Genomic DNA, 16,395 nt, shown 5'->3' with positions numbered 1-16,395 from the left:
GGAGGGGCGCGGTCCATGCGCTCGCCGACCTTCTGCGGAGGGGCGCCGTTCAGCCGCCGGACATCCCCTGTTCTCCGGCCCCCGCGACCCTGGGACGGCCAGGGGAGTCTCCGGCCGCGTCCGGACGGTGAGATGGGAGTCGGTTGATCATCCGGGTGCCGCCGAAGCCGGCCGAACTCGTCCGCCGTCCCGCCGCCTGGCTGGTCGCCGTGGCCGTGTTCCTGACCGCCCTCGAGTTCGCCGTCGTCGTACCGCACGGTGCGGTCGGCTGGGACGAGGCCCTCTACATCACCCAGGTGAGCCCGCGGATGCCGGCGGCGTTCTTCAGCGCGCCACGGGCCCGTGGCATCACCTATCTGATCGCCCCCGTCGTGTGGCTCACGGGTTCGGTCATCGCGCTGCGGGCCTACCTCGCCGTGCTCGGCGCGGCCGCGATCGTGCTCGCCTACCTGCCGTGGTCGGCGGTGGCCTCCCGCCGGGCCGTCGTCCCCCTGGCGGCGTTGCTGTTCACCGGGCTGTGGGTCACCGGCTACTACGTCTCCGAGGTCATCCCGAACTTCTGGGTCGCCGTCGGAGGATTGGCCCTGGCCGGCTGGTTCGTGCGCTATGCCGTGACGGGCGGGCGCGGCGCCCTCATCGGGATCGTGCTCGCGGGAGCCGTCACGACGCTGATGCGACCGGGGGACGCCTTCTGGATCGCGTTGCCGCTGCCGGTGGCGGCGGTGCTGGTGCGCCGGTGGCGGCGCCCGGCTCTGATCGGCGCCGTGCTCGGAGGACTGGCGCTCGGCGCGGCGCAGTGGATCGCCGAGGCGTTCCTGCGCTACGGCGGACCGGTCGCGCGGCTCCACAGGTCCAGCGCCATCGAGGGCGGCATCGCCTGGCATCCGCGCGGGCTGCTGTACGAACTGTCCGCCGTGAACGGGCCGTTGCTCTGCCGTCCCTGCGGCGTCGGTGTCCAGCGTCCGGGGCTCACGCTCTGGTGGGCCGCCGTTCCGCTGCTCGCCGCCGGCGGCCTGGTGCTGGCGGCCCGTGCCCGCGCCCTGGGGCCGGTCGCGGTCGCCGCCGCCTGCGGAGTCTCGGCCGCCGTGCCGTACCTGCTGTTCCTCGGCTACGCGGCCCCCCGGTTCCTGCTGCCCGCGTACGCGCTGCTGGCGCTGCCCGTGGCCGAGTGCCTGACGCGGCTTCCGGCGGCCGTCTCGCGTCTCCGCCGGCCGCTGGCCGTCCTGATCGCCGCCGTGGTGCTGGTCCAGCTGGCTTCCCAGGGGATGCTGCTGTCGCAGCAGGTGCGAGAGAACGCCGCCGAGCGCCGGACGTACGTGCGCGGCGCGGCGGCGCTCGAACGCCTCGGGGTGCGTCCGCCCTGCCTGCTCAGCGGCCCGCGGTCGGTGCCGGTCGCCTTCTACATCGGCTGCGGGACCGGGGAGACCGGCGGCGTCCTCGCCTCGACGACCCCGGAACGGCTGCTCCGGACCGCGCGCCGGGAGCCGACCGGGATCCTGTCCCCGGGCTCGCCGCCGCCCGGCTACGCCACCACCTGGGTCGCCCACCCGCTGTCCCGGCTCGGCCGCCACTGGCGGGTCTATCTCCCGCCCTGGTTCACGCCGCCGCGCTGAGCCCGGAGCCGACGCGCGCGGCCTGATCCGGCCGTCCGGCCGATGACGGGGCTCCGGCCATTGTCGCGGCCAAGTGATCGTTTTACCGTCCTTGTCGGAAAACGCTTCCTGGCGAGAAAGGTGCCCGTATGCAGCACACAAGGACGCGCGGACCCGCAGGCGCACGGATCCTGGTCGCGGCGGCCCTGGCCCTCGCGTCCGGCGTCGCGGTCGCGCCGGCGGCCGGAGCGACCCCGGCGGCTCCGCCACGGTCCGCAGCCCCGCCTCGGCCCGCGGCCCACCCCGAGCGGGGCTGGGTCGGCGCGTGGGAGGCGTCGCCCGCCGTAGGGCTGTCCTCTCCCACCGGCGCGGAGTCCGGCTCGTCGGTGCGCGAGGTCGTGCACCTCTCCGCAGGCGGCGCGGCCGTACGGATCCGGCTGTCCAACCGCTTCGGCACCGCCCCGCTGACCCTCGGCCATGTCACGGTCGCCGTACGGGCCGCGGACGGCGCGGGAACGGCGCACGGAAAGCTGCGCGAGGTGACCTTCCACGGCGCCCGGTCGGCGACCGTCCCCGCCGGCGCCGACGTGACCGCCGATCCGGCCCTCCTCCCGGTACGGCCCGGCGCCGATCTTCTCGTCACCGTCTACCTGCCGGTCGTCTCCGGGCCGGTGACCACGCATCCGCTGGCCCAGCAGACCTCCTACTACGCGCCCGGCGGCGACCACGCCGATGACGTGGCCGGGGACGCCTACACCGGGACGTTCGGCCAGTGGTACTACCTCACCGGCGTCGACGTGTTCGACCCGCCCACGCGCGGCAGCCTCGTCACCCTGGGTGACTCGATCACCGACGGCGCCGACTCCACCGCCGGGGAGAACCACCGCTGGCCGGACTACCTCGCCCGCCGCATCCAGGCGCTGCCGCCGTCCCGGAGGCTGGGCGTCCTCAACGCCGGGATCAGCGGCAACCGGCTGCTGCTCGACGGCGGGTCGTACGGCGTCAACGCCCTCGCCCGCTTCGACGAGGACGTCCTGTCGCGCACGGGCGTCCGCACGCTCATCGTCCTGGAGGGCATCAACGACATCCAGCAGAGCCCGCACCAGACCGACCCCGCGAAGATCACCGCCGCGTACGAGGCGATCGCGGCCCGCGCCCACGCCCGCGGCATCAAGGTGATCGGCGCGACGCTCACGCCGTTCAAGGGCTGGCAGGTGTACGACGACACGCTGGAGGCCACGCGCGAGGCCGTGAACGCCTACATCCGCACCAGCCGCACCTTCGACGCCGTCATCGACTTCGACGCGGCCACCCGCGACCCGGCCGACCCCCTCGCCCTGCGCCCCGAGTACGACTCGGGCGACCACCTGCACCCCAACGACGCGGGCTACCGGGCCATGGCCGAGGTCGTCGACCTGGCCGATCTCTGAGCCCTCCCCGCCGGGGCCCGGCGCCGTTCAGAACCGGAGGCCGGGCAGCTTGTCGGGGTTGCGGATCGCGTCGATCGCGGTGATCCGGCCGGCGTCGACCGTGAACGCCATGACGGTGAGCACGCCGGTCGGGTCCAGCATGACGAGCCCGGGCGCGCCGTTGACGTCCGCGATCCGTACCTCGACGGACGGGTGGGCGGCGAATCCCAGGAGCATGCGCGCGACCTGCTCGGCGCCCCCCTCGACCCGGCTCACGGCGGGGACCTTGCCGCCGCCGTCGCCGCGCAGGGTGACGCCGGGATCGAGCACGCCCACGAGCCGGTCCAGGTCGCCGCCCTGGCAGGCCGCCATGAACGCGGCCACGAGCTCCCGCTGTTCGCCGTACGTCGGCGGGAACCGCGGCAGCCCCTCCTCGACGTGCTTGCGCGCCCGGGACGCGAGCCGCCGCACCGCCACCGGTGTACGGCCCACCACCTCGGCGACCTCGTCGAAGGGCACCCCGAACACGTCGTGCAGCAGGAACGCCGTCCGCTCCGCCGGAGACAGGCGCTCCAGGACGACCAGCAGCGCCATGCTCACCGACTCGTCGAGCGTCACCCGGTCGGCGGGATCGCCCGCGACGGCGTCCCCGACCAGCGGCTCGGGCAGCCACGGGCCGACGTACCGCTCCCGCCGGACCCGCGCGCTGCCCAGCGCGTCCAGCGCCAGCCGGCCGACCGTGGTCGTCAGCCACGCGGCCAGGTCGCGGATCGCGGACGGGTCCTCGAGCCGGCGCAGCCGGAGCCACGCGTCCTGCACGCAGTCCTCCGCCTCCGCCAGGGACCCGGTCGTCGCGTACGCGACGTTGAGCAGGCGAGGCCGCTCCGTCTCGAAGGCACGGGCGAGGTCATCCTGCGTCCACCGGCCGCCGGCGGGCGGGTCATCGTTCCTCGGCGTTCCGGTCACGACCGCTCTCCTCTGGCAACAGCGCTTCCCACACTCCAGGGACGACACAGGACGCCGAAGTGTGACACTGATCCGGCCCCGTTCGGGGCGGCGTTCCGGCCGGATCCATGACGCCGACCCTAACGTCCCGCGGACCGCGGACCGCGCCGCGATCCACCGTCCTTCGCACGGTTCGCGACCCCGGTCACCGAGCGTCAGGCACGCCGTTCCCGGAGCCCGACGGCGCGGTCGAGACCGGGCGGGCGTTCCGGAAGCCGTGCGTACGGGCGGCGAGCACCACGAGCAGGACCGGCGCCATCAGGACGAGGACGCTCCGGGGGAACGACGCCGGGCCGAACCGGGCGAGCAGGACGCCGCCGACGACTCCGCCACCGGCCATGGCGACGTTCCACAGGGTGACCAGCATCGCCTGGGCCGCGTCACCCCGCGCACCGCCCGCCTCGCCCGCCGCGGTCTGCAGGAGGGTGGGGACCCCGCCCCAGCCGAGGCCCCACAGGGCGATCGCCGCGTACACCGCTGCGGGACTGTCCGCGAACTGCGCCAGCACGGCGGCCGCCGCCGCGACCAGGAGCGTGGCGGCGAGGGCGAGGGTGCGCAGCCGTCGGTGGATGTGGGCGCCGACGACCCAGATGCTCACCAGCGACGCGATGCCGAAGACGAGCAGCACGGAGCCGGCCGAGGCCCCCATCCCGTACCGGTCCAGGAACGTGGCGATGTAGGCGTAGAGGATCGTGTGGGCCAGCACGAACACCAGCGTCACGACCAGGACCGGCGCCACGCCGGGAACGCGGAGCGCGCCGAGGATCGGCGCCCGGTCGCGCCGCCGTGCGCCGGGATGGTCGGGGACCGACGCGAGGATCCACGCGATGAGGACGGCGGTCAGCGCGGTCATGCTCCAGAACGCCGTCCGCCAGCCCAGCGCCTTCCCGACGAAGGTCCCGGCGGGCACTCCCAGCGACAGGGCGACCGGGATTCCGGCCATGGCGACGGCCATCGCCCGGCCCTGGAGGTGGGCGGGGGCCAGCCGGCGCGCGTACCCGGCCAGCAGCGCCCACGCGAGGCCCGCCGCCACCCCCGCCACGAACCGGGCCGCCATGGTGAGGGGATAGCTCGTCGAGACGGCGGTGACCGTGTTCGCGACGCCGAATCCCGTCATCGCGGTCAGCAGGAGACGCTTGCGCCGCCACCCCGCGGTCGCCGAGGTCAGGGGGATCGCGGTCACCGCCGTGGCGATCGCGTAGATCGTCACCAGTTGCCCGGCCGCCGACTCGCCGACGCCGAGGTCCGCGCCGATGCCGGGGAGCAGGCCGGCGGGCAGCGTCTCCGTGAGGCTGGTGATGAACACGGCCGTCGCCAGCGCGAGCAGCGGGGACAGGGGGAGCCGCCGGCCCCCGGCGGCCGGGTCGACGGACCGGGCTGTGCCATGAAGGATCATGGCCGTATGCTCAAACCCTCACACTGATGTGACGGTCAACCCGGGATCCTGTGAGGTGGCGCACATGCGCATCGGGGAGTTGGCGGAGCGCACGGGCACGTCGAGGCGGCTGCTGCGCTACTACGAGGAGCAGGGGCTGATCGTCTCCGAGCGCTGCGCGAACGGCTACCGCGACTATGATCCGCGTTTCGTCGACCGGGTGCTGCAGATCCGGGGGCTCCTGGACGCCGGGCTGCCGACGCGGATCATCAAGCAGATCCTTCCCTGCCTCGACAAGCCGAGGTCCATCCACTTCCCGGACGCGACCCCGGAGATGCTCGCGACGCTGGAACGCGAGCGCGACCGGATGACCGAGCGCATCGACTGCCTGACCCGCAACCGGGACGCGATCGTCGAATACCTCGAGGTCGTACGCGGCTGCGCCCTTCCCGCCGCCGACGTGCCATCCTGACCGGCACCGCCATGCTCCGCGGCCCGGACATGGCGGCGGGTCAGGACACCTTGATCACTGGCATTCGGTGACGGTAGAGGGCAGTGACGGCCAGTGATCAAGCCGGCCGCCCGGCCGACGCCCGTCTCAGGGCCTCGCTGGCGCGAGGCCCCATGACGGGATCAGAGGGTGAGGACGAGCTTGCCCTGGAGGTGACCGCCGTCGAGCAGCCGGTGCGCGTCGGCGACGCGCTCGAATGGGAACGTCTCCTGCACGTGGACCCGGAGCCTGCCCTGTTCGACGAGGTCGACGAGACCGCGCAGGCCGACCGGATCGGGCTCGACCACGATGCCGCTGAAGCGCATGCCGGCCGCCTCGTACTTGGCGGCGAGCTCCGCATCCGACTCGGCGACCGCCGTCACCAGGTGACCGCCTGGGCGGAGCACGTTGAGTGACCGCTCGACGGTGTCGCCACCGATCGTGTCGAGCACGACGTCGACGTCGCCGGCCACCTCGGTGAAGTCGACCGCCGTGTAGTCGATCACCTCGTCGGCGCCGAGCCCCTCGACGAACTCCCGCTTGCTCCCGCTGGCGGTCGCGATCACGTGCGCGCCGAGCGCCTTCGCGATCTGGATCGCGACGTGGCCGACCCCGCCACCACCGCCGTGGATCAGGACGCGGTCGCCCTCGGTCACGCCGGCGAGGTCGACGAGGCCCTGCCACGCCGTCAGCCCGACGGCCGGCAGCGCCGACGCCTCGACATGCGAGAGCGACGCGGGCTTGCGGACCAGGTGCAACGCCGGCGCCGCCACGGCCTCGGCGTACGCGTTGGCGGCCCGCGGGAACATCGGCAACCCGAACACCTCGTCGCCGGGCCTGAACCGCCACGTCTGCGCCTCCTCGACCACACCGCTGACGTCCCAGCCGAGGATGAACGGCGGCCGGCCGATCAGCGGGAACTCGCCGGCGCGCAGGCGTGCCTCCAGCGGGTTCAGCCCGATCGCCTTGACGCGGACGAGAACCTCGGTCGGAATGGGCCTGGGCTCGGGCGCGTCCACGATGGTGAGCACCTCGGGACCGCCGAGCGTCTGCTGGGTGATGACTCGCATGACTCTCCTGGCTTTGAAGGGGGGAGAGGACCCAGGCTAGGTTTCCGATAGGTACCGCCAGGTACCTTTGGCGCCATGAGCGGTTTCGGTCCCGATGCTGTCTTCCTCGCCGACTGCCCGGCGCGTCTGACGGTCGAGCTCCTCGCCGACAAGTGGACGGCGGTCGTGCTCTACGGCCTCAGCGAGGGCCCGGTGCGCCATGGCGAGCTGATCGAGATGATCGGCGGCATCTCCCGCAAGATGCTCACCCAGACGCTCCGGCGGCTCGAGGCGCACGGACTCATCCGCCGCCATGCCTACGCCGAGGTGCCGCCCCGCGTCGAGTACGAGCTCACCCCACTCGGGGCCACACTGATCGATCCGATCCACATGCTGACCGAGTGGGCGAGGGCGAACGGCGACGCGGTGCTCGACGCGCTCGACGCCGGTCCCGAGGCGGCCGCCCATGGCGACTGAGGCCCCGCACCCGACGTGGTGACGTGATCAGACTCTGATCAGGGAGCCGTGCTCGTCCCTGTCGTCGGCGGTCTCGTCGTCGAACCACACGCCGCCGGTGGCCAGGTAGCGGAACCGGTGGACGCCGGGGGGCAGGGTCACCGAGACGGTGCGCCTGCCGTGGCGCCGCTTGACGAGCTCATGACGGCCGGGCTCCCAGTCGTTGAAGTCGCCGACGACGCTGACGACCCCTTCCGGCTGGTCGGGGGGAAGGCTGAAGGTGACACGGATCTTGCGGCCGAACAGCCGCGAGCGCCTGAGCATCGAATTCCTCGCACAGGGGTGGATCAGAGAGGGGGACTACCAGCATGGCGGGCCCGAACGCGGACAGCACGGACGACACGGCGTGTAACGCAGAATTCACGCGATCGAGGGGCGGCCGCATCAGAAGGCGCAGGGCAGCCGGCTGATCCCGTTGATGAAGCTGCTGCGCTGTCGGACGGGCGGCGCGGTCGCGTGGATGCCGGGCAGCCGGGTGAACAGCTCCCGCAGCAGCACCGTCATCTCGCGGCGGGCGAGGTGCGCGCCGAGGCAGAAGTGCGGGCCGGGGCCGCCGAACCCGACATGCGGGTTGGGCGACCGCGTGATGTCGAACTCGTCCGGGCGGTCGAAGACCGCCTCGTCGCGGTTGGCCGAGTTGTAGTAGAGGACGACGCGGTCGCCGGCGCGGTAGGTGTGCCCGAGCAGATCCACGTCGCGGGTGACGGTGCGGCGCATCCAGGTCACCGGCGTGGCGTACCGTACGACCTCCTCGACGGCGCCGGGCAGCCGGGCGTCGAGGTCCGCCGTGAGCAGCGCCCGCTGGTCGGGGTGGTCGGTGAACAGCGTCAGGGCGTGGCTCAGCGCCGTACGGGTGGTCTCGTTCCCCGCGACGACGAGGAGCCCGAAGAACTTGCCGAGCTCGCGTTCGGTCAGCGACTCGCCGTCGAGGTTCGCGGTGACGAGGGCGGAGACCAGGTCGTCGGAGGGCCGTGCCCGGCGTTCGGCGGCGAGCTCGCCCATCAGCCCGTGCAGGTAGGCGAACCTCTCGCCGACCATCGAGGTCCGGTCCTGCCCGTCGGGTCCGACGTAGTCCGGGTCGCCGACGCCGATGATGAGGTTGGTGGCGTCGATCACGCCGTCGTACTCCGACTTCGGGATGCCCATCATCGCGCAGATGATCGTGAGCGGCAGGGGCATCGCGACCTCGGTGACGAAGTCGCACGGCCCGCGCTCGGCGAGCCGGTCCACGATGTCCCTGGCGACCAGCGTGACGTCGTCCTCGAACTTCTTGATCATGCGGGGGGTGAAGGCGCGGGAGACGATCCGGCGCAGCCGCGCGTGCCGCGGGTCGTCCATGCTGATCATGGAGCCGACGAACTCGCTCAGCGCGGGCGGCGGGTCGTCGAGGCTGGTGGCGGTCGGCTCGGAGCTGAAGGTCTCCGGGTGCCGGCTGACCTCGATGATCTGCTCATGGCGGGTCAGGGCGAAGTAGCCGTTCACCGTCTGCGCCGCGTCCGGGGCGTAGTCGACGAACACCGGACGCCCGCCGGCCCGCAGCGCGGCGAACGCCTGTTCGCGTTCGGCCGGCGGCCGTCCCCAGAAGTCCAGCCGCGCCAGGTCCGCGCCGTGCGTCATCGCTCCTCGCTCCCGGGTCGCCGATCCGCTGACGCCCACCGTAAGCCACAGTTGCCGTCGCTGTCACCGAGCCCGGTAAAGCCTAATTTTTCCGGTCTTCACCAAAAAGGGCGTTCGGTTACGCCGACGTCACAGCGATGATCGCGAACCGCAACGAGGGCCGCCCAGAGTGGTCCGCATGGGACTGAAGATCAGGAACGGCCGTCCGATCGACCGCGGCGGCGCCTCCCACGGCCACGGCAGGCGGGCATGGCGGCGCGAGGCCGTCGAGTTCGCGGCGCTGTTCGTGGCGGCGGGCGTCGCGCACCTGTTCTCCACGGCGCTCGGCCATCGCCGGTCGGGCGCCCTCATGCTCGTCGTGCTGGGCGGCGTCCTCTGCGCGATCGTGTCGGCGCACCTCTGGTTGACCCACCGGCGTGACCGCCACGGGCACGCGCCGAACCATTCCGCGGCGGGTATCGCCGTCCCGGCGGCGCGGCTGTGGCGCGTACGGGCACGGGTGCGCGAGACGCCCGGACAGCTCGCGGCGCTTGCGGCCGCAACCGCCGCGATCGGCGGCAACATCCTGTCGCTGAGCACCCAGCCCGACACCGGCGGAACCGTCGACGAACTCCACGTCCAGCTGCCGGAGCCCGTCACCGCCGAGGCACTGGTCGAGGCGCTCACCGCGGCGGGCGGCCGGGCGGTCCAGGCCCGCCCGGCCACCGTCCGCGAACTCGTCGATCCGGTCACCCGCGCGCTGCTCCTGGTGTCGTGGGCCGCCGCGGACGCGCATCGGCTGCCGGCCGCCCTGGCGGCTCTGCTGGAGGCCCGCCTCCTCCCGGACGCCGGCGACCGCACCGACCGGGCGGTCCGCTCCGACCGGGACACGCTGTCCCTGACCGCTCCGACCGGCGAACGGATCCGGCTGCACCGGCCCGGCCTGCCGTTCACCGCCACCGAGACCGCGCGAGCCCTGGCCCTGCTCGGCCACGCGCGGCGCCCCGCGCCGGCCCGGCCCACCTGATGCGGCTCGGCAAGCCTGACGCTGCCTGCTTCGGTCCGGCTCGCGCAGACGCGGCCCGGGCGGCCCGGCCCGCCTGGCGCGGCCTGTGCCGGCCGCCCGCCTGAGCATCGGCGGGAGCAGCAGGACGGGGAAGGCTCAGAGCAGGCGGGCGATCTCGCCGGACGCGGCGACGACGCGCGGCGCGATGGCGGACTCGTCCTGCGCGCCGATCGTCACCACCCCGATGCTCGCCTGCGCGGGCCGTCCCCTCGCGACGATCGGCGCGGCGACGCCCCACGCGCCGGGCTGCAACTCGCCCTCGGTGACCGCGTATCCCGTCCGGCGGGCCTCCCGCACGATCGGCCGCTCGCGCGGGCGCGGCGGGCGGCCGGCGAGGATGGCGATCCCGGGCGCGCCATGGTCGACGGCGTGGCGCTTGCCCGCGCGGTACGCGACGTGGAAGTCGGACCCGCGCGGCTCGGCCACGGCGAGCACGACGACCTCCTCATCGGCGTCCAGCACGCTGATGAACGCCGTCGCGCGGCAGCCGTCGGCCAGCGACTGGAGCGCCCCCTCGGCCGCGGCGCGCAGCCGGTGCTGCACGGCGGCGCCGAGCTCGACGATGCCGAGCCCGAGCGTGTACCGCGTCCCGGTGCGGGAGACGAGGCGGTGGTTGCGCAGCGCGGTCAGGTGCCGGGAGACGGCGTTGCGGTGCACGTCGGCGGTGCGGGCGAGCTCGCTGATCGTCAGCCCGTCGGGATGGTCCCGGAGGATCTCCAGGAGCCGCAGACCGGTGTCGATGGTCTTCGACCCGGTGGCGGCGGGGGACGGCGGTGCTCCGGAGCCGGGAAAGGGCGGTGCTCCGGGGACGGGGGACGGCGAGCCGGCGCGGGGACGGCCGGGCGGCGCCGAGCGGTGCGGTCGGTCGGTCATCGGGCGTCGCTCCGTCGTACGGGCGTGTAGCGGACGGGCAGGTGCTTGATCCCGGCGATGAAGTTCGACACCAGCCGCGCGGGCGGCCCGGCGGGCTCCAGATCCGACAGGCGCCACAGGAACTCGCGGTAGAAGATCCGCAGCTGCAGGCGGGCGAAGTGCGCTCCCAGGCACACGTGCGGACCGTCGCCGAACGCGACGTGGTCGTTCGGCCGCCGGGCGATGTCGAACCGCTCCGGCTCGGGGAACCTCCGCTCGTCGCGGTTGGCGGAGGCGTGGAACACGACGACCTTGTCCCCGGCGGCGATCGGCCGTCCCGCGAGCACGGTGTCCCGTACGGCGGTGCGCCGGAAGCTCAGCACGGGCGGATGCCAGCGCAGCATCTCGTCGATCGCCGAGTCGAGCAGCTCGGGACGGTCGAGCAGCCGCCGGTGCTGATCGGGGTGGTCGAGGAGCGCCATCACCCCGCCGGGCAGGGCGGAGCGTACGGTGTCGTTGCCGGCGATCACCAGCAGGAAGAAGAACATCGAGAGCTCGGCGTCGCTGAGGCGCCGCCCGTCGACCACGGCGGTCGCCAGCGCGGTCATCAGGTCGTCCGCCGGGTCCCGGCGCTTGGCGGCGGCGAGTTCGTGCGCGTACTCGAACATGTCGGCCAGCATCGCGGGGGACCGGGGGTTCACCGGCCTGCCGTCCGGGCCGCGGGCGGCCTCCGCGTGGTCGGGGTCCTGGTAGCCGATCACCCGGTTGGTCCACGCGAGGATCCGGTCGCGGTCCTCATCGGGGATGCCGAGCAGGTCGGCGAGGTTCTGGATCGGGTAGTCGTCGGTGACGTCGACCGGCAGGTCGCACGCGCCGCGTTCGGCGATGCCGTCGACGAGGCGGCGCGCCCGGCGCTCGACGTCGGCCGCGAAGCGTTCGACGCGGCGGGGCGTGAACACCTTGGACACGATCCGCCGCAGCCGGCCGTGCTCGGGCGGGTCGAGGTTCAGCATCATCCGCCGGATGAACGGCAGGTCGGCGGGGTCCGGGTCGCGGATCTGCGTCGCCCCGATCCACGAGCTGTACTCGGCGGGGCCGCGCAGCACGTGGACGACGTCCGCGTGCCGCGTCACGGCCCAGAATCCGGGACCGGCCGGCCAGCCGCCGACCTCGTACTCCTCCTGCCAGTGCACCGGGTCCTCGTCGCGGAGCCGGCGGTAGGTCTCGTGCGGGACGCCCCGCGCGTAGACGGCCGGGTCGAACACGTCGAGACCCGCGGCCGGGCCCGACGGGACGGCGGCGGTGTCTCGTTCTTCGGACGGCAACGTGCTCCCTCGATCCTCGGACGGCCGGACCGGTCCGGGCGGCCGGCGCGCCGGCCGCCCGGACGGTGTTCAGGCGGCCAGGAAACGCTCCATCTCGGCCACCAGCGCGAGCGGCGTCTCGTCCATCGCGTAGTGGCCGGCGTCCTGGAACGTCACCAGCTCGGCGTTCGGGTACCACTCCAGCCAGGTCGCCCGCATGACGTCGGCGGACAGCGCCGGGTCCTGCGCGCCGGCGATGACGAGGACCGGCGTGGCGTTGCCCACCACCTCCTCATGGAAGTCCGTACGGGCCCAGGCGTCCAGGTAGGCGCGGAACGCCGGGACCGTCGAGACGCGCAGCGAGGTGTCCACCATCGCGTCGAGCCAGGCGCCCGGGAGGCGGCCGCCGGTGGTGAGGTCGATGATCGCCCGGCGGTTCGCGGCTTCCTCGGCGGCACCGGAGAACAGCCCCCATGCCTGGTCGTCGAACGGGACGCCGGAGGCGGGGACCGGCGAGACGCCGACCATCCTGCGGACCCGGCCGGGCGCGTCCAGCATCACCCGCTGCATCGCCGTCCCGCCCATCGAGTGCCCGACCAGCGAGAACTCCTCCCAGCCGAGTTCGTCGGCCAGCGCGATGACGTCACCGGCGATCTCGGTGAGCGTGTGGTCGCCGGCGACGTCGCGGGCCTCGCCGTACCCGCGGTAGTCGGGGAACGCGTACGTGAACGCCTCCCCGTTCAGGTACGGCCGGATCCCGGCGAAGGCGTCGCGATCGCCGAACCAGCCGTGCAGCGCGATCACCCGATGCGGTCCGGAGCCGCAGAGGGCATGGGGAAGGGCGACGGGAGACATACCGGGTCCTGTTCTGTCGAAGGCGGTGCGGACGGATCAGGGGTGGCGGGCGGCTCCGGGGCGGCGGCCACGATGAGCTCCGGGCGGCGGGCGGCGGTCGCCCGATGAGCGCCGCCGGGGTATTCGAGACCGAACCAGACGTACTTGCCGCCGTGGTACCGGACGAAGCCCCACTGGTCGGCCTGGGCGTCGACCAGGAACAGGCCGCGGCCGCACTCGGCGATGAAGTCGGGCGTCCTCCGTACGGGCAGGGTCGGGTCACGGTCGCAGACGGCGAGCCAGACCATGCCGTAGTCGACCCGGACGTTGACCCTGATCTCCTGGTCGCCGGAGGGACCCGGCTCCGCGTGCTGGACGGCGTTGGTCACCAGTTCGCTGGTCAGCTCCGCGATCGTCGCCAGGTCCGCCGGGGGCAGCGAGAGGTTCCAGGAGTCCAGCATCGCCGCGACCCAGCGGCGTGCGATGGAGGGCGCCAGCCGCGAGCCCGGGAGGTCGCACCATCCGGACCGGCGGCGTCCGTCCGCGGACCCGGTCGTGGCCGTCACGGCGTCGTTCCCGGGAAGCCCGGAAGGTCGCTGCTCCGGTGAATCGGACAAGGACTCGCGCCCCCCGTCGGTGCCCGAATAGTGGGCGTAGTGAGCAAATTTTGGGCGTACGTTCCGGGAGCATCGAGCGTCGGCGGGCCGATGTCAACGGAAACGGCGGAATGCCCACAAGATCGTTAACGTCGGCGGACCGCGCCCGCGTACCGTTCCCGTCGCGAACGACGCCGCCCCCGTACGGCACCGGCGGTCGTACGGGGGCGGCGGGGACGATCGGCTCCGCCGGGCGGCCCGGCGGCGCGCGTGATCACGGAGCCGTCATCTCAGGGGAGCAGGACGCGGCCCAGCTGCGCGTGGCGCTTCGCGACGCCCAGATCGGACGGGCTCAGCGTGCGCAGGCCCGTGGTGGTGACCCCGGTCTTGGCGCCGCGCAGCACCCAGAGGCCGCCCTCCTCGCGGTTCTCGACGGGGGCGCCCGTGGTCAGGTCGGCCCGGCCGTCGCCCGTCAGGTCTGCCAGCGACAGCCCGCCGCCGAACGCGTCGGCCGTCTCCGCGACGCCCGGCACGTGCGCGGTGTTCTGGTCGAAGATCTGGGCGCCCTTGACGGTGAGACCGCCGGCCGCGCCGCGCAGGATCGTGACCGCGCCGGCGTCCTGCACCCGGCCGACGTCCTCGCCGGGCGCGCCGATCGCGACGTCGGCGCGGTGGTCCCCGTCGACGTCGCCCACGGCGAGCACCGTGCCCCAGCCGTCCCACGCCTCCGAGACGCCGGGAACACCGGGGGTGTCCTGGGTGAACTCCTTCGGCGTGCCCAGGCCCGACGTGGTGCCGAGGAAGACGAGGATCCCCTCCGGCGGGTCGGAGCGGTCGCCGTCGCCCCCGCCGGTGGCGGCGATCAGGTCCGCCCGGCCGTCGCCGTTGACGTCGCCGGCGGCCGCCGCCCGCCCGATGTCGGAGCCCACCGGGGTCGGGGCGCCGAGACCGGAGGGCGATCCGCGGCGGAGCTCGGCGCGTTTCTCGACCGGCTCGCCGTCGATCGAGCTGCGCACCAGTACGACCAGGTCGGTGTACCCGTCACCGGTGAAGTCGCCCGCGATCGGGTCGATCGCGTCGACCTCGTCGCCCTTCGTCTGGACGGGGTACGCGGTCGCGGGGACGGCCCGGTCGCGGACGTCGCGGAACAGGACGAGGGCGTTCGTGTCGCCTGACACCGAGGACGCCAGGTCGGTGCCGCCGTCATGGTCGAAGTCCCCGACCGCCAGGTACGGGTTGTTCCACGCGCCCGGCCCCGTCAGCGCGGTCGTGCGGGACGTGAGGCCCTTCGCACCGCCGTAGACGATGACGATCCGCCACGGCCGTCCGGCGGCCGTCACGGCGAGGTCGGCGTACCCGTCGCGGTCGAAGTCGGCGGAGGCGACCGCGCCGCCGAACGCGTTGTAGTCGTCGGGTGTGCCGGGGATCCCCGGGCTGTCCTGGGTGATGACCTGGCGGTGGGTCTTGTCCGGCCCCGTCTTGCCGCCGTAGACGACGGTGACGAAACCGGCCTCTTGCCTGCCGGCCACCGTGCCGCCGGGGCTCGCCGTCACCAGGTCGCGGCGGCCGTCGCCGTTGAAGTCCCCCGCCTTCGCCGGACCGGCCGAGGCGTGGGCCGGGGCGGTGACCGCCCCCGCCGGCCCGAGCGTGGTCACGACCGCCGCGGCCCCCACCACGGCCGTGGTGCGCATCCTCATGATCGATCCCCTTCGTCGCGGATGTTCGCTCGGAGGACGCCACAAGATCGTCTTGGGTTTACCCGTTCGTACCATCGCCTGGTCAGGGCCACCGAATCGCGTGGATAGGGTCGTATCCACTGGAGTGTCCCGATCGAGGAGGAGCGCGTGGTCCCGCCGAACGCCCCGGAACCGTCCCCTCAGTCGTCCGCCGGTCCCGACCTGTCCGGCCGGCGTGCCCTGGTGACCGGCGCGGCCGGCGGCATCGGCCTGGCGTGCGCCCGGCGGCTGGCGGCCGCCGGAGCCGAGGTCGTCATCGTCGACCTGCGTGAGGAGGAGGCCGAGGCCGCGGCCGAGGAGATCGGCGGCCGGGCGGTCACCGCGGACCTGTCCGACGCCGCCGCGGTCGAGGCGATCGACTGCGACGTGGACATCCTGGTCAACAACGCGGGACTGCAGCACGTCGCCCCGGTCACCGAGTTCCCGCCGGACGTCTTCGCACGGATCCAGCGGATCATGGTGGAGGCGCCGTTCCGTCTCGCCCGCCGGGCGCTGCCCGGGATGTACGAACGCGGCTGGGGCCGGATCGTCGGGATCTCGTCGGTGCACGGCCGGATCGCCTCGCCGTACAAGGTCGCCTACGTCGCCGCCAAGCACGCCCTGGAGGGGATGAGCAAGGTCATCGCGCTGGAGGCCGCCGAGCACGGGGTGACCGCGAACTGCGTCAGTCCGGCGTACGTGCGGACTCCGCTGGTGGAGCACCAGATCGCGGACCAGGCTGCGGCGCACGGGATGGAACCGGACCGGGTCGTGGACGAGGTCATGCTGGCCAGGGCCGCGATCCGGCGGCTGATCGAGCCCGAGGAGGTCGCCGAGATGGTCGCCTACCTCTGCTCGCCGCACGCGTCGATGATCACAGGGGCGTCCCTCACGATGGACGGCGGCTGGACCGCCCATTAGGGGATCCGGGCGGCACCGGGGCCCCTGAACGGCCGACGGCGCCCGCGCGTGGTCGCGCGGGCGCCGATCAGGCCG

At 73.5% G+C, this 16,395-nt stretch carries 16 protein-coding genes; 6 read left to right on the top strand and 10 right to left on the bottom strand.

The window, feature by feature from the left end; translation table 11 throughout:
- Positions 1–143: 143 nt before the first annotated feature.
- Both NE234_RS40765 and NE234_RS40760 read left to right on the top strand, forming a co-directional pair.
- Complete coding sequence (locus tag NE234_RS40765; protein WP_252786516.1) at positions 144–1,613, top strand: hypothetical protein; 1,470 nt, start codon at positions 144–146, stop codon at positions 1,611–1,613.
- 128 nt (positions 1,614–1,741) lie between these two features.
- Complete coding sequence (locus NE234_RS40760) at positions 1,742–3,022, top strand: SGNH/GDSL hydrolase family protein (protein WP_252786515.1); 1,281 nt, start codon at positions 1,742–1,744, stop codon at positions 3,020–3,022.
- A 27-nt stretch (positions 3,023–3,049) separates the two neighbouring features.
- On the opposite strand, the gene sigJ is transcribed toward NE234_RS40760, so the two are convergent.
- Both sigJ and NE234_RS40750 read right to left on the bottom strand, forming a co-directional pair.
- Positions 3,050–3,967, bottom strand: coding sequence for an RNA polymerase sigma factor SigJ (gene sigJ, locus NE234_RS40755; protein WP_252786514.1), 918 nt, complete (start codon positions 3,965–3,967; stop codon positions 3,050–3,052).
- 184 nt (positions 3,968–4,151) lie between these two features.
- A complete protein-coding gene (locus NE234_RS40750; protein WP_252786513.1) occupies positions 4,152–5,402 on the bottom strand; it encodes an MFS transporter in 1,251 nt (416 codons plus the stop codon).
- Between the two features lie 64 nt (positions 5,403–5,466).
- Between NE234_RS40750 and NE234_RS40745 the strand changes: the two genes are divergently transcribed.
- A complete protein-coding gene (locus NE234_RS40745) occupies positions 5,467–5,853 on the top strand; it encodes a MerR family transcriptional regulator (protein ID WP_252786512.1) in 387 nt (128 codons plus the stop codon).
- Positions 5,854–6,014: 161 nt separating this feature from the next.
- Here NE234_RS40745 and NE234_RS40740 read toward each other — a convergent pair whose 3' ends face one another.
- The gene (locus tag NE234_RS40740; protein ID WP_252786511.1) at positions 6,015–6,941 is read right to left on the bottom strand and encodes an NADP-dependent oxidoreductase; all 927 of its coding nucleotides are present in this window, start codon (positions 6,939–6,941) and stop codon (positions 6,015–6,017) included.
- A gap of 75 nt (positions 6,942–7,016) precedes the next feature.
- On the opposite strand from NE234_RS40740, the gene NE234_RS40735 reads away from it, so the two are divergent.
- The gene (locus NE234_RS40735; protein WP_252786510.1) at positions 7,017–7,397 is read left to right on the top strand and encodes a winged helix-turn-helix transcriptional regulator; all 381 of its coding nucleotides are present in this window, start codon (positions 7,017–7,019) and stop codon (positions 7,395–7,397) included.
- Positions 7,398–7,424: 27 nt separating this feature from the next.
- On the opposite strand, the gene NE234_RS40730 is transcribed toward NE234_RS40735, so the two are convergent.
- Both NE234_RS40730 and NE234_RS40725 read right to left on the bottom strand, forming a co-directional pair.
- The gene (locus NE234_RS40730; protein WP_252786509.1) at positions 7,425–7,700 is read right to left on the bottom strand and encodes an isoamylase early set domain-containing protein; all 276 of its coding nucleotides are present in this window, start codon (positions 7,698–7,700) and stop codon (positions 7,425–7,427) included.
- Between the two features lie 120 nt (positions 7,701–7,820).
- Positions 7,821–9,053 (bottom strand): cytochrome P450, encoded by a 1,233-nt coding sequence (locus NE234_RS40725; RefSeq protein WP_252786508.1) that lies wholly within the window; start codon positions 9,051–9,053, stop codon positions 7,821–7,823.
- A gap of 178 nt (positions 9,054–9,231) precedes the next feature.
- On the opposite strand from NE234_RS40725, the gene NE234_RS40720 reads away from it, so the two are divergent.
- Entirely contained in the window at positions 9,232–10,059 is an 828-nt protein-coding gene (locus NE234_RS40720; RefSeq protein WP_252786507.1) for a hypothetical protein, read from the top strand.
- 135 nt (positions 10,060–10,194) lie between these two features.
- Here NE234_RS40720 and NE234_RS40715 read toward each other — a convergent pair whose 3' ends face one another.
- From NE234_RS40715 to NE234_RS40695, 5 genes are all read right to left on the bottom strand, one after another.
- Positions 10,195–10,971, bottom strand: coding sequence for an IclR family transcriptional regulator (locus tag NE234_RS40715; RefSeq protein WP_252786506.1), 777 nt, complete (start codon positions 10,969–10,971; stop codon positions 10,195–10,197).
- On the bottom strand, positions 10,968–12,275 hold the full coding sequence (locus tag NE234_RS40710) for a cytochrome P450 (RefSeq protein ID WP_252786505.1): 1,308 nt from the start codon (positions 12,273–12,275) through the stop codon (positions 10,968–10,970). Before NE234_RS40710 ends, NE234_RS40715 begins: the two co-directional genes overlap by 4 nt.
- 69 nt (positions 12,276–12,344) lie before the next feature.
- Complete coding sequence (locus NE234_RS40705) at positions 12,345–13,109, bottom strand: alpha/beta fold hydrolase (RefSeq protein WP_252786504.1); 765 nt, start codon at positions 13,107–13,109, stop codon at positions 12,345–12,347.
- Positions 13,055–13,654: an ATP-binding protein gene (locus NE234_RS40700; protein ID WP_252786503.1), complete on the bottom strand. Its 600-nt coding sequence runs from the start codon at positions 13,652–13,654 to the stop codon at positions 13,055–13,057. Before NE234_RS40700 ends, NE234_RS40705 begins: the two co-directional genes overlap by 55 nt.
- Positions 13,655–13,974: 320 nt before the next feature.
- Entirely contained in the window at positions 13,975–15,381 is a 1,407-nt protein-coding gene (locus NE234_RS40695; RefSeq protein WP_252786502.1) for an FG-GAP and VCBS repeat-containing protein, read from the bottom strand.
- A gap of 147 nt (positions 15,382–15,528) precedes the next feature.
- On the opposite strand from NE234_RS40695, the gene NE234_RS40690 reads away from it, so the two are divergent.
- Positions 15,529–16,320: a 3-hydroxybutyrate dehydrogenase gene (locus NE234_RS40690; RefSeq protein WP_252786501.1), complete on the top strand. Its 792-nt coding sequence runs from the start codon at positions 15,529–15,531 to the stop codon at positions 16,318–16,320.
- Positions 16,321–16,395 lie beyond the last annotated feature (75 nt).

Origin of the sequence: Actinoallomurus rhizosphaericola (assembly GCF_024055675.1) — a bacterium.
Classification (GTDB): Bacteria; Actinomycetota; Actinomycetes; order Streptosporangiales; family Streptosporangiaceae; genus Actinoallomurus; species Actinoallomurus soli.
Note: the sequence above shows the minus strand (reverse complement) of the source record. Positions and strands in the feature narration are given on the sequence as shown.

What these genes read in the sequence shown, in the direction of transcription:
- NE234_RS40725 (WP_252786508.1), bottom strand. Translation starts at nt 9,053, where the DNA reads ATGACGCACGGCGCGGACCTGGCGCGGCTGGACTTCTGGGGACGGCCG.
- NE234_RS40740 (WP_252786511.1), bottom strand. Translation starts at nt 6,941, where the DNA reads ATGCGAGTCATCACCCAGCAGACGCTCGGCGGTCCCGAGGTGCTCACC.
- NE234_RS40720 (WP_252786507.1), top strand. Translation starts at nt 9,232, where the DNA reads ATGGGACTGAAGATCAGGAACGGCCGTCCGATCGACCGCGGCGGCGCC.
- NE234_RS40760 (WP_252786515.1), top strand. Translation starts at nt 1,742, where the DNA reads ATGCAGCACACAAGGACGCGCGGACCCGCAGGCGCACGGATCCTGGTC.
- NE234_RS40735 (WP_252786510.1), top strand. Translation starts at nt 7,017, where the DNA reads ATGAGCGGTTTCGGTCCCGATGCTGTCTTCCTCGCCGACTGCCCGGCG.
- NE234_RS40750 (WP_252786513.1), bottom strand. Translation starts at nt 5,402, where the DNA reads ATGATCCTTCATGGCACAGCCCGGTCCGTCGACCCGGCCGCCGGGGGC.
- NE234_RS40695 (WP_252786502.1), bottom strand. Translation starts at nt 15,381, where the DNA reads ATGAGGATGCGCACCACGGCCGTGGTGGGGGCCGCGGCGGTCGTGACC.
- NE234_RS40745 (WP_252786512.1), top strand. Translation starts at nt 5,467, where the DNA reads ATGCGCATCGGGGAGTTGGCGGAGCGCACGGGCACGTCGAGGCGGCTG.
- NE234_RS40705 (WP_252786504.1), bottom strand. Translation starts at nt 13,109, where the DNA reads ATGTCTCCCGTCGCCCTTCCCCATGCCCTCTGCGGCTCCGGACCGCAT.
- NE234_RS40715 (WP_252786506.1), bottom strand. Translation starts at nt 10,971, where the DNA reads ATGACCGACCGACCGCACCGCTCGGCGCCGCCCGGCCGTCCCCGCGCC.
- NE234_RS40730 (WP_252786509.1), bottom strand. Translation starts at nt 7,700, where the DNA reads ATGCTCAGGCGCTCGCGGCTGTTCGGCCGCAAGATCCGTGTCACCTTC.